The sequence below is a fragment of the Acinetobacter sp. 1294596 genome (assembly GCF_000582925.1).
GTDB lineage: Bacteria > Pseudomonadota > Gammaproteobacteria > Pseudomonadales > Moraxellaceae > Acinetobacter > Acinetobacter radioresistens.
The window spans coordinates 1-12,662 of sequence record NZ_JFCC01000038.1 but is presented as its reverse complement, the minus strand read 5'-3'; the positions used below and the strand labels follow the sequence as shown (position 1 = coordinate 12,662).

Sequence of the window (12,662 nt, the reverse complement as noted above, 5' to 3'; positions counted from 1 at the left end):
ATAGAGAAAATTTGTGAATCATATAAAACCTGGCATATTTGCCTTAGCATTGCTTGGAGTGGCTGGCTGTCAGACGGCGCCTCTACCTCAGCCTGAAGAACAGAAACCGGCACCAAGACCTGTTCCTGAAGTGCAGGCTACACCTTCGGGCGTAAAAATTACTCCGTATGAACCGGAAGAAATTAAACGCCAGAAGGTGCAAATAGTGGTGCCTGAGCAAAAGGTTCAACAGCAGTTCAAGGATGGTCGTGAACTTCCTGTATTCCGGAAAATGATGCTGCAGACACAAACTGCTTATAAACAGGGCCAATGGTCTCAGGCTGAAAGCTATGCATTGCAGGCACAAAGACTGGCCCCTCAGTCCGCTGAAACCTTCTTGTATCTTTCAATGATTGCTAATAGACAAAACAAGCCAGCTAATGCGGAAGCACTGGCTCGCCGGGGCTTAAGCTATGCACAGAGTAATGCAATGAAAAAGCAGCTCTGGTTAAATATCTTAAAAGCGGCTCAATCTCAGAAAAACAGTAAAAGCATTCAAGAAGCCAAAACAGCTTTGAATACATTCTAGCTTCTTGACCTGTTTAAACTGGTTTCTTTACTTAAATATGACGGATTCCGGCAATACCATAGGCGCCGTACTGCCGGGCACACTCCAGATCCTCTCTAGACAATCCGCCTAGAGCAAAAACGGGCACATCGGCCTGATGAGCAAGTTCTGCAAATGCATCCCAGCCTAATGCTGGTGCTTCTGGATGAGTCGGAGTAGCCTGTACAGGGCTAATAAGTACAGCCTCGCACCCGATTTGAACAGCATGCTGTACTGAAGCAGCATCATGGCAGGCAGCAATATAACGAATCCCAATACATAGTTCGCCTTTTTTCAGAGACATCTGTTCAGACTGTTTTAAATGTACAGCAGCGATGTGATGTTGCTGTTCAACATTAAGAGACCGCCAGACTTGATAAGGCACTATTAATTTATTTAGTTGCTGAATGCTATATTCCAAAAGCCAATTTTTATCAATTTCAGCCTGTTCAGGCCGCCAGTAAAAGAGCATATCTTGAGCTAATTGCTCTATCGCTGAAAGTGCTGTACCAATCCTGATTGAATGTGGCCAATATAACCGCTCAATCACTGGCTGATTAGCAGCTGGAAAATCAAGTGTTTGTAATTGTTCACGTGTGTACCAAGCCCATGGTTTCTGAATCTGGTTTAACATCTCCTCTGGTACATGTGCAAAGAACAGATGCAAATGTACTGTAATATCGTCATATTCATGACAGATCAGGCTAAAAGGATGCCAGTCACTCAAGCCAACCCCGACTTCTTCATAAATTTCACGCCGACAGGTTTCTTCAGGAGTTTCATTCCCTTCAACTTTTCCACCTGGAAACTCATACTTGTTACCTTGGTGCTGCTTAGCTTCTCGCCAGCCAACCAATACTTTTGAACGATGAAACAATAAAGCGACAGCAACATGCACGATAGGCTTAGACATTGAATAATCCGAGATAAGCTTTTACTTAGTGTAAGCAAAAATAAGAAGTTTATAAATTCTTAAAATTCTATTTGACAGACTCATTCGATAATGATTATCATTTATTTGAATTCTCGCACACCACGGAGCTATAACAAATGAACGCACCATTCAACCTATTTGCACGCCAGACTCAAGCCAGCACTTCTCTGCCAATGTTACAATCCAGCAATCTTTTTGCACTCGGGCGTGAAATCCGTATTATGCATGCGGGTGAAGAGTACCGCTTACGTCTGACTCGCAACAATCGTTTAATTCTAACCAAATAACTATTTACAGCTTCAAAAAATAATAAACGTGGAAACAGGCAGTATGGCTCTCCCATACTGTTTTTTTATTTGTATTCTATCTGATGAGCTTTTAAAAATAATAAGGTAACCTTTAAACCACCATAGTCTGAAGGGGTAAATTCGATATAGCCTCTATGTAGTTCCATAATTTTTCGCGCTATAGACAGGCCTAGACCTGAGCCTGATGTTCGTGTACCTAATCCACGAAAGAAACGCTCGCCTAAACGCTCTAAAGTATTTGAATCTACCCCTGCTCCGTTATCTTCAATTATTAACCGGTAGTGATGCTGCTCGTCTTTTAAGGTGATATAAACCGCACCGTGTTCAGGTGCATAGCGGATTGCATTATCAATCAGGTTACGGATACAGGTAAATAAGAGTTCCTGATTTCCATATATTTCTGCGTGTGGTAATGCAGCTATTTGATGAATACTTACTTGACGCTCCTGTGCAAAAAGTTCCAGTGAGCATACAACCTCATCAATAAGTGGCTGGAGCTGTAGCAGACTACCAGGCATCTGCTGATGTGCAGCAGGGTCAAGTCTGGCCAGTAATAACAAATTTTCCAACACCCGGGTACTACGGGTAACATCATTCTGAATAGCTAACAAGTCAGGAACAAGTTCAGGAATATGGCTATATTTACGTTTTAAAACCTGTAAACGCATGGCAATTGCAGATAAGGGTGAACGCAATTCATGGGATGCATCGGCTGTGAAGCGTTGCTCGGCAGTCAATGCTCGATCCAGCCGGCTCAATAACTGATTCAGCGAATTTATAACAGGTTCAATCTCCTGTACCAACGGCTGTTGTTCAATAGGTTGTAAATCGGATGGTGACTTCTGGGCAATCGTTCGACTGAGCTTTTTTAAGGACCGCAGCTGCCGCTGTATACCAAAATGACTCCATAGCCATTGAACCAGCCACACCAGCAACAATACAACAGCGTAAATCAGAATACTTCTGATAATATCCTTAAAACGAACAGCCAAGGGCTGGATCAGTTCAGCCTTCAACTGTTTATCATTAGTCTGCGCCGCATAGCTACGCCACAAGTGACCATTTTTCCAGACCAGTCCAAAATCTTGTGGCAGGTCGTTAAAAAGCTGTTGCTGTAAGTGGGTAGAATGGGCCAGCGTACGCCCTTGCCAGTTTAGTTGATACTGAATATCAAATTCATTACTCAGTTCGTCAAGCTGTCCCGAATTCGCAGACAAATCAGAAACCAACAATGTATCTGCGAGTTCGTCCATAATCTCGTCATGAACCTGCATGGCATGATAAACAGCAATACCAATCAACAGCAAAAAGGCCAGCAGTCCCGCCAAAATACTGCCCAGCATAGTAGTACGGATGAGTTGAGACTGTAAAGAATCTGGCTTTGTATTCATTCAGGCTTCGCCCATACGGTAACCTAAACCACGAATAGTCCTGATTGTTTGGCTACCTAACTTTTTGCGTAATTGATAAATATAGACTTCAATGGCGTTACTTTCGACTTCATCCCCCCAAGCGTAAATCGACTCTTCCAGCTGTTCACGTGTCACCACATGATTCGGATGTTGCATCAACTTATACAAAATCTGGAATTCTCTGGCTGTCAGGTCACGGCTTTCGCCCTCCTGCTGTACGGTTTTCGCTTTCGGATCCAGACAAATATTATTCCATATCAATGTCTGGCTTTGTCCCGCTTGCAGGTTTCTCATCTGGCTACGTATACGTGCTGAAAGTTCTTCCAGGCTAAATGGCTTGACCAGATAATCATTGGCACCGAGGTCTAAACCTTCTACCCGGTCACTGATACTGTCACGGGCTGTCAGAAAAATAACAGGAGTCTGGGCCTGATGTTGTCGCAGGGTCTTTAAAATTTCATCACCACTGGCATAAGGCAACCCCCGGTCGAGCAAAATACATTCATAGTCGTGCTGTTTAAGAGCAGTCATCGCATAATCTCCCCGCTCTACCCAATCTACACTATAACCGTCCAGTTCCAGCCAGGTCTTTATACTTTCACCTTGAGAGGTATCATCTTCAACCAGTAAAATTCTCATCCTTATTTTATATCTCTGTTTTTATGTATCTTGATAGTGCCCTGAAAAGTTGAAATATTCAAAGCCCAATAAAAAAACCACATTACTAAAATGGCAAGTAATGTGGTTTCTAAGGAGGATTAACAAAACACGAAACAACTACAGCTTAAAAACTTTAAAATTTCACTGAATCTACATCAATTTCTACACGTTTAGTCGGTTTATAGTCGATATCAACTTCGCCGGTCAATGTTACGGTTGTAGTTGGAGAAATAGGTTTACCTTGCCATAATTCATCATCAATATCGGTAGTAATTGTGCCAGTCCGGTCACGGAATTGATATTTCTCATCGCCTAAGGCTTTTACCACCTGACCACGTAATTGCACACGGGTATCATCTTTTGCGGTCAGTGCCTGTTTTACCGTAGTAACCTGGGCCGTTTTGATTGCTGCATGATTCACGGCAGTATTTGCCATAGCCACGCCACCAATACTTAGAGCACCTGTTAACAAAGCCAGTTTCGCTATATTCATACGCACTTTACCTCGTTTATTTACTCATTATCGAATAAGAGTATTAAAACAGCTGAAGATGAATTGAATCTTAAGAAAACAAAAATTATTTTATTAATTTAAAGGCACTACCCGTAATACTTCCTCGAGTGTGGTTAAGCCTGCAATTACCTTCCGGGCGCCTGCAATACGCAATGGCTCCACCCCTTCTTTTTTGGCCTGCTGACGAATCTGATCGAGCGATGCATCAAGACTGATCTGCTGTTTGAGTGCCAGACTTACTGGCATAAACTCATAAAGACCTATTCGGCCTTTATAACCCGTATTACGACAGACTTCACAGCCCACTGCCTGATAAACTGTATCTGGAACTTCCATAATATAGTCAAAAGTTAAATGTTCCCATTGATGTTCATTAATTTGCCCCTTTTCTTTACAGTGAGGGCATAAGGTACGAACCAAACGCTGAGCCAATACGCCTAAGATTGTGGCTGAAGTCAAAAAAGGCTGCACACCGAGATCATGTAAACGGGTTAAGCTAGAAGGCGCATCATTGGTATGCAAAGTTGACAAAACCAGATGTCCAGTTAAGGCTGCCTGAATTGCCATATTGGCTGTATCCTGATCTCGGATTTCACCAACCATTATAATATCAGGGTCTTGTCGCATCAGGGCACGTACCCCGTCTGCGAAACCCAGGTCAATTCCATGATTAACCTGCATCTGGTTAAAGCTTGGCTCCAGCATCTCGATCGGGTCTTCTATGGTACAGACATTAACCTGTTCGGTTGCCAGCTGTTTGAGGGAAGAATATAGCGTTGTGGTTTTCCCTGAACCGGTCGGTCCAGTCACCAGTATAATACCGTGACTATGCTGAGTCATTTCCTGCCATGCATTAAGCAGACGCCCTTCAAAACCCAATTGCTGAAAGCTACGGACCAAGACTTCAGGGTCAAAAATCCGCATAACCAGTTTTTCCCCAAACGCCGTAGGTAAGGTCGATAAGCGCAGTTCCGTTTCTTGGCCTTTAGGTGTACGCGTTTTCAGACGGCCATCTTGCGGTTTGCGCTTTTCAGCAACATTCAGACGCCCCAAAATTTTTAACCGGGAAATTACTGCCGTCAGTGTACTGGCCGGCATGTTGTAAATCGTATGCAATACCCCATCTATCCGAAAGCGGATTTTGCCGTTATCTTTACGTGGTTCCAGATGAATATCACTGGCTCCCTGCTCAAATGCAAACTGTAAAATCCAGTCCACCAATTTTACAATATGCTGGTCATTAGCATCAGGATTCTGAGTATCACCCAGTTGTAAGAGTGCCTCTACGCCTTTATTAGTACGATCGTGTGTGCTGCTTTTCTGAGAAGAGCTGACCGCGCGGCTAACCTGATAGTATTCCACTAGATACCGCTGCAACTGTTCAGGGTTAAGGAGCACTTGCTGGATTTTTTTAGGCTTTAAGCTTCGTTCAAGATTAGTAATCCATTCAGTCATAAAAGGCTGGTCTGTACCAATCAATACCTGATCTGCCTGAACCTCTACTGCTAAAATATGATTTTTAACAGCAAATTCCTGCGACATGATTCCAGTAGTGCAGTTACATCTGCTTTTAAAGTATCAATAACATAGAAAGGAATTTCAGCTTTTTCGGCCAGCCATTGGCATAAGCGAGTTAATGTCAGGGATAACAATGGATGCTGTTGATCTTTGAGATTAAAATTTGCAATCCATTGCAGGGGATGCCATTTAAAATGCTGTTTTTGCCGCTGGGTGGTCTGAACCAAATGTTTGTCGCGCTCGGTAATCCGGCCGTCTTTTTGTAAATGGTCCAGGCACCAGACCGTATCTATTTCAAAATTAAACTTCACTATTATATCCCCTGCATCCTTAAATACTATAACAGAGTTATTTTCTGATGCAGTACAGGGCTATATAAAATTAATAGATTGTTTATAGTTAATATAAAAAATATTATTTTTTAAAGATATAAAAAGCTTTTAGAAGTAAAGTGTTAATCTTGTAAGACAAAATATTATCACTTCTGCCTTAAACTTCAATTATTATTATACTTAGATTATTTTAAAATCATTAATACCAGTTTTTTAATTAAATAAAATACTTTAAATTAAATGAATAACTAACTCTTCGCCAGGTATTTACACTATAGGTTCAATGGATGAGCAATGCGAATTTCGGAAGTTTTCAGGAAGCCGGTAAAGCCGTATTAAGTTATTTGCATAAACGCTTCGGCTTCAGTTTATGGATGATAACACGGGTGGAAAGTGATAACTGGATTGTTTTACAAAGTGAAACGACGGGTTATGACATCCGGCCTGGTCAGGTCTTTCGCTGGGCAGATTCTTTTTGTGCACATATGGTTACTGGTGATGCTCCTAAAATTGTACCCCGCTCTGAAGATATTCCCTTATATGCAGCGGCGCCTATTGCCAAGCAAGTCAGTATCAGAGCTTATATTGGCCAGCCGTTGCTTAATGAAGATGGCAGTCTGTTTGGTACACTCTGTGCCATTGATCCTTACCCCAAACCTGATTCAATTATCCATGATGCTGACCTGATTGAAGTTTTCGGTGGGCTGCTTAGTCGGATTTTACAGGTTGAACTACGTGAAAATGAGCAGATCCGCCAGTATGAGCGTCTACAGGTTGAAGCTTTAAGTGATGTACTGACCGGTTTATATAACCGTCGGGCATGGGACCGGCTGGTCAATGCAGAAGAAGAACGCTGTAAACGGCATGGACATCCTGCTGCGGTCTTTATCATTGATCTGAACGGTCTAAAAGAAGTAAATGACAACCTGGGGCATGTAGCAGGAGACCGTTTTATTCGACAGGCTGCTGAGATATTAAAGAATAATGCCCGTAGCAATGATATTGTTGCTCGGCTTGGCGGTGATGAATTTGGTATTCTCAGTATTGAGAACAACCAGGCAGGCGCAGAACTTCTATTGCAGCGGATGTTAAAAGCACTGGAAGAAGGTGGCGTTAGTGCCGCTGTCGGCTATGTTATGCGGCATCCCTCTAAAGGCTTATTGACTGCTGTCACAGAAGCCGATCAGAAGATGTTTGAACATAAACGCCGTATCAAATCCAATCTGAACTAATTTTAGACAAGGTCAATAATAATAATCTGCTCTGCCTGTACGCTAAAGCTAATATCAAGACAAGCAAACTTCATCTTATAAATACGTTCAGGATCTTCCTGATAAGCCGGACGTGGATCAAATGATAAAACATCATTTAACTCCTGAATAAGTTGATCGCTCAGCTCAAGCACTTGCTGTTTTATTAAAGCCTCTTCCGTCCAGCTTACTTCTTTGCGAAGTGGCTCTTCCTGTGCATAACCGCTCTGTGCATGGGGAATAGCATCTGAATAGTGAATATAGGGTTTGATATCGAGAACAGGGGTGCCATCAAGCAGATCGCTTCCGGTAACATAAACTCGCAGTGCTTTGCCCACTTTTTTTACTTCTTTAAGCTGTACCACTGACAGGCCCACTGGCGCTGGACGGTACATACTTCGGGTTGCAAACACCCCAAGCTTTTTATTACCCCCTAGACGTGGTGGACGCACTTGAGGCCTAAACTTATCAGTCTGGTCCTGAGATTTATTGTCATGGAACTGCCATACCAGCCATAGATGGCTAAACGCCTCAATACCTGCAAATGCCAGCAGATCATTATAGGGAGGTAACATATCAATATAGGATTCAATCTGAACCAGATTGGGCTGGCGCGGTATTCCAAACTTTTCCTGATAGGGAGATTTCATATACCCGATAATAGGGAGTGATACAGTAGGCTTCATCACTTTTGCTTATAAACACAATTAAATATATTCAGTTTATCGAGAATGTTTTTAGATTAGAATAGCAAGCTGTTTAATTTGATAGATAATTGAGACCTTTAATGGCTGCGTTTAACGTCGAAAAGATTACTCACGTTCACCACTGGAATGACACACTATTTAGTTTTAAAACAACTCGTGATCCGAGTCTACGTTTTAAAAATGGGCAGTTTGTGATGATTGGACTTGAAGTCAATGGCAAGCCATTAATGCGAGCTTATTCTATCGCCAGTGCAAACTATGAAGAAGAACTGGAATTTTTCTCGATTAAAGTACAAGATGGTCCACTTACTTCAATTTTGCAGAAAGTTCAGGTGGGTGATGAGATTCTGGTCTCACGCAAGCCGACAGGTACACTGGTACTTGATGATCTGCTGCCAGGCAAAAATCTATGGCTACTTTCCTCAGGAACTGGCCTAGCTCCCTTCCTGTCTGTTATTCGTGATCCTGAAACTTATGAACGCTTTGAGAAAGTTATTGTTGTACATGGTACACGTTACATTTCTGAACTGGCTTATCAGGACCTGATTTTAGATGAATTACCAAATAATGAGTTTTTCCAGGACTTAGGTATTCAAGATAAACTGGTGTACTACCCGACTGTAACTCGTGAAGAGTTCAAAACTCAAGGCCGTTTAACCGCTCTGATCGAATCTGGGAAAATTTTTGAAGATTTAAATCTGCCCGCATTTAATCGTGAAGATGACCGTGCAATGCTATGCGGCAGTCCGCACTTTCTGCGTGATGTTGCCGGTTTGCTAGATCAGCATGGCCTGAAGGAATCGCCGCGTATGGGTGAAATGGGCGATTACGTTATTGAACGGGCTTTTGTTGAAAAATAAGATGAGTTAAATAAAAAACCGGGCGATAATGCCCGGTTTTTATTATAAAAAAACTTTCTACTAAAATTTAAGATTTCATTCGCCAGACTTAAATCAGAAGCTTTCTTAACCTGATAATTCTAAAAATCCCAACTGTTTTACTGGGTTGAATCCTTTTTTCAAATCCATACAATAAAGCCATATTTTATTTATGCCTTTTGCTTTATTGCCATGACTCTCTCTTACGTTACTGAACTTCTCTCTCCTGCCGGCTCAATTAAAAATATGCGTTATGCTTTTGCCTATGGCGCAGATGCAGTCTATGCAGGTCAACCACGTTACAGTCTGCGTGTTCGTAACAACGAATTTGATCATGACAACCTAAAAACAGGTATTGAAGAGGCACATCAGTTAGGCAAAAAGTTTTATGTAGTCGTGAATATTCAGCCACATAATAGCAAGCTTAAAAATTTTATACGTGATCTGACACCTGTAGTTGCCATGAACCCGGATGCACTCATTATGTCCGATCCGGGCCTCATCATGATGGCACGTGAACATTTTCCTGATATACCCATTCATCTCTCTGTGCAGGCTAATGCAGTAAACTGGGCGACTGTTAAATTCTGGAAAACCATGGGGCTTACGCGCGTGATTTTATCACGTGAACTTTCTCTTGAAGAAATAGAAGAAATCAAACAAAACGTACCCGATATGGAAATTGAGGTTTTTGTACATGGTGCCCTGTGTATGGCTTATTCAGGCCGCTGCCTGCTGTCTGGTTATATGAATAAGCGTGATGCAAACCAGGGTGCATGTACCAATGCCTGTCGCTGGGAGTATAAAATTTATAATGCTATTGAAGATGAAACAGGTGACATAATTGCTCTACAAGATCTGCCTAAAGGTTGCTGTAACAAGACTGAAGTAGACCAGCAACATATGCTTGGCCAGCAACAGATTAAAGAGCCCGTACTGTTACAGCGCAATGAAGAAGATATGTTTGCAGCAGAAGAAGATGAACATGGCACCTACTTTATGAACTCGAAAGATTTGCGTGCGGTACAGCATGTAGAACGGCTAACTAAAATGGGTGTACATTCTCTCAAGATCGAAGGTCGTACTAAATCTTATTTTTACTGTGCACGCACTGCCCAGATCTATCGCAAAGCGATTGATGATGCACTGGCAGGTCGACCTTTTGATACATCACTATTTACACAGTTAGAAGGTCTGGCCAACCGGGGATATACTGAAGGCTTTCTGCGTCGACATGTACATAGTGAATATCAAAATTATACCACTGGCTCATCTCGCTTCGATCATCAGCAGTTCTGTGGTGAAGTTTTGGAGCGTAATGGTGATTACATCCAGATTGATGTAAAAAACCGTTTTACGGTGGGCGATTCTTTAGAGTTGATGACTACGCGAGGTAATATCACTTTTACTCTGGCTGAAATAAAAGATAAAAATGGGAACCTGATTATGGAGGCTAAAGGTTCAGGACATATTGTCGAGATTCCTATACCAGCAGAAGTCGATATACAATATGCCCTGCTCATTCGTAATCTTCCAAACTCGGCTGTAGATATCTCTGCCGCCTCATTAGCATATACAGCAGAATAATATGGCTCTTCATATTACGCAGCAATGTATTAACTGTGATATGTGTCTACCAGAATGCCCGAACGATGCTATTTATGAGGGTATAAAAATCTATGAAATTGATGCAGAACGCTGTACTGAATGTGTAGGATTTTATGAACAGGAAACCTGTATGGCTGTCTGTCCAATTGATTGTATCGAGCCTAATCCTCAATATATAGAAACTCAGGAACAGCTTTTGGAAAAATTTAAATATCTGAACCTGTTTAAAAAGCAAAACGAATAAAACCCTAAATACTAAAAATAGAGATTTATAGCCAAAGCTATACAACAGATAAAAGCCAAAGTGTGGGGGGCATTTTGGCTTTTCTGTTTTTATTCTTAATGTATTGAATATAAAAAAGGAACCTGGCTGTTAGCGAGACCAGATTCCGTAAAGAGGTAAAACATAAATAAAATTATCAAGCTGAGAAACTGGAGTCCCTCAGTTTATCTGGTTACTGACCGGAGCGGATAATGTAATCAAAAGCAGAGAGCGACGCTTTTGCACCTTCACCTGTAGCAATGATGATCTGCTTGTACGGTACCGTTGTACAATCCCCCGCCGCAAATACACCTTTTACGTTGGTCTCGTTACGCTCGTTCACCACAATCTCACCGCGGTTACTCAGCTCGACTTCTGACCCTTTCAGAAAGTCAGTGTTCGGCAGCAGACCAATCTGTACAAAGATACCCGCCAGTTCAATTTCCCTGTCCTCTCCAGATACCCGGTCCTGATAACGCAGCGCAGTCACCTGTGAGCCGTCTCCCACCACCTCGGTAGTCAACGCAGACTTGATTACTGTCGTGTTCGGCAGGCTCGCCAGCTTGTCCTGCAATACCTGATCTGCACGTAAAGTATCAGCAAACTCAAGCAGGGTCACATGCTCAACAATACCGGCCAGATCAATCGCTGCCTCAACCCCGGAGTTACCGCCACCAATCACTGCCACCCGTTTGCCCTTGAACAGCGGACCGTCACAGTGCGGGCAGTAGGCAACACCACGGGTCGCATATTCCTGCTCGCCCGGTACATTCATCTGTCTCCAGCGTGCACCGGTAGAGAGAATCACTGTTTTAGATTCCAGTCGGGCGCCATTGTCCAGAGTCACTTCAACCAGACCACTGACCGTTTCTTCTGCACCTTTAATGCTGGCAACTTTCTGCAGGTTCATGATGTCGACTTCATACTCACGCACATGCTCTTCCATGGCCGCAGCAAACTTTGGCCCCTGGGTTTTGGTGACCGAGGTAAAGTTTTCAATATCCATGGTGTCCATCACCTGTCCACCGAAGCGTTCAGCCACGATCCCGGTACGGATACCTTTACGCGCTGCATAGATGGCAGCAGTATTCCCGGCCGGACCACCACCAATCACCAGGACATCAAAGGCTGCCTTGGCATTAAGTTTCTCTGCATCTTTGGCCGCCGCACCGCTGTCCAGCTTGGCAATAATCTCTTCCAGGGTCATACGTCCCTGACCGATGTGCTGGCTGTTCTGGAACAGCATTGGAACCGCCATGATCTTGCGCTGTTCGACTTCTTCCTGAAAGAAGGCCCCGTCAATCATAGTGGCAGTGGTGCCCGGGTTATAGATGGCAATCAGGTTGAGGGCCTGCACCACATCCGGACAGTTATGACAGCTCAGTGACACGAATACTTCAAAGTCAGCAGTCAGGTTGAGCGCTTTAATCTGTGCCAGTACCTCGTCAGAGACTTTGGGAGCGTATCCGGAAACCTGCAACAGGGCCAGAATCAGCGAGGTGAACTCATGCCCCATCGGCAGGCCGGCAAAGAATACCCGGGGCTGCTCGCCCACTTTGGCCACACCAAAGCTTGGGCGGCGGCTGTGCTGGCCATCAAGGCGTGCAGTCACCTGATCAGACAGGGCGGCAATTTCATTGACCAGCTCTTTAATTTTATCTGACTTGTCAGAGCCATCTAAAGAGGCAACCAG

12 protein-coding genes and 1 pseudogene are annotated in these 12,662 nt (G+C 43.2%); 6 read left to right on the top strand and 7 right to left on the bottom strand.

Annotated elements, in window-relative coordinates; translation table 11 throughout:
* The first annotated feature begins 13 nt into the window (after window positions 1–13).
* A complete protein-coding gene (locus tag J502_RS12255; RefSeq protein ID WP_034680388.1) occupies window positions 14–568 on the top strand; it encodes a tetratricopeptide repeat protein in 555 nt (184 codons plus the stop codon).
* Between the two features lie 31 nt (window positions 569–599).
* On the opposite strand, the gene J502_RS12250 is transcribed toward J502_RS12255, so the two are convergent.
* On the bottom strand, window positions 600–1,499 hold the full coding sequence (locus J502_RS12250) for an NUDIX domain-containing protein (RefSeq protein WP_034684297.1): 900 nt from the start codon (window positions 1,497–1,499) through the stop codon (window positions 600–602).
* Window positions 1,500–1,636: 137 nt separating this feature from the next.
* Between J502_RS12250 and hemP the strand changes: the two genes are divergently transcribed.
* Window positions 1,637–1,807, top strand: coding sequence for a hemin uptake protein HemP (hemP, locus tag J502_RS12245; RefSeq protein WP_005019570.1), 171 nt, complete (start codon window positions 1,637–1,639; stop codon window positions 1,805–1,807).
* A 65-nt stretch (window positions 1,808–1,872) separates the two neighbouring features.
* Here hemP and J502_RS12240 read toward each other — a convergent pair whose 3' ends face one another.
* From J502_RS12240 to tfpB, 4 genes and pseudogenes are all read right to left on the bottom strand, one after another.
* Window positions 1,873–3,219, bottom strand: coding sequence for an ATP-binding protein (locus J502_RS12240; protein WP_034684296.1), 1,347 nt, complete (start codon window positions 3,217–3,219; stop codon window positions 1,873–1,875).
* On the bottom strand, window positions 3,220–3,879 hold the full coding sequence (locus J502_RS12235) for a response regulator transcription factor (RefSeq protein ID WP_005019561.1): 660 nt from the start codon (window positions 3,877–3,879) through the stop codon (window positions 3,220–3,222).
* Between the two features lie 154 nt (window positions 3,880–4,033).
* Window positions 4,034–4,393: a NirD/YgiW/YdeI family stress tolerance protein gene (locus J502_RS12230; protein WP_005406488.1), complete on the bottom strand. Its 360-nt coding sequence runs from the start codon at window positions 4,391–4,393 to the stop codon at window positions 4,034–4,036.
* Between the two features lie 93 nt (window positions 4,394–4,486).
* Window positions 4,487–6,243: pseudogene (gene tfpB / locus J502_RS12225) on the bottom strand (type IV pilus assembly ATPase TfpB).
* A gap of 308 nt (window positions 6,244–6,551) precedes the next feature.
* On the opposite strand from tfpB, the gene J502_RS12220 reads away from it, so the two are divergent.
* Window positions 6,552–7,496: a GGDEF domain-containing protein gene (locus J502_RS12220; RefSeq protein ID WP_034684294.1), complete on the top strand. Its 945-nt coding sequence runs from the start codon at window positions 6,552–6,554 to the stop codon at window positions 7,494–7,496.
* Between the two features lie 2 nt (window positions 7,497–7,498).
* Here J502_RS12220 and tsaA read toward each other — a convergent pair whose 3' ends face one another.
* The gene (gene tsaA, locus J502_RS12215; protein WP_034684292.1) at window positions 7,499–8,200 is read right to left on the bottom strand and encodes a tRNA (N6-threonylcarbamoyladenosine(37)-N6)-methyltransferase TrmO; all 702 of its coding nucleotides are present in this window, start codon (window positions 8,198–8,200) and stop codon (window positions 7,499–7,501) included.
* Window positions 8,201–8,301: 101 nt separating this feature from the next.
* On the opposite strand from tsaA, the gene J502_RS12210 reads away from it, so the two are divergent.
* The 3 genes from J502_RS12210 to J502_RS12200 all read left to right on the top strand — a co-directional run bounded on the left by J502_RS12210 (window position 8,302) and on the right by J502_RS12200 (window position 10,951).
* Complete coding sequence (locus J502_RS12210; protein ID WP_005019549.1) at window positions 8,302–9,081, top strand: ferredoxin--NADP reductase; 780 nt, start codon at window positions 8,302–8,304, stop codon at window positions 9,079–9,081.
* Between the two features lie 210 nt (window positions 9,082–9,291).
* A complete protein-coding gene (gene trhP / locus J502_RS12205; protein WP_034684290.1) occupies window positions 9,292–10,686 on the top strand; it encodes a prephenate-dependent tRNA uridine(34) hydroxylase TrhP in 1,395 nt (464 codons plus the stop codon).
* Window position 10,687: 1 nt separating this feature from the next.
* Entirely contained in the window at window positions 10,688–10,951 is a 264-nt protein-coding gene (locus J502_RS12200; RefSeq protein WP_034684289.1) for a YfhL family 4Fe-4S dicluster ferredoxin, read from the top strand.
* 211 nt (window positions 10,952–11,162) lie between these two features.
* On the opposite strand, the gene ahpF is transcribed toward J502_RS12200, so the two are convergent.
* Window positions 11,163–12,662, bottom strand: a 1,500-nt coding sequence (gene ahpF, locus J502_RS12195) for an alkyl hydroperoxide reductase subunit F (RefSeq protein WP_034684287.1), incomplete at its 5' end; no start/stop codon positions are given.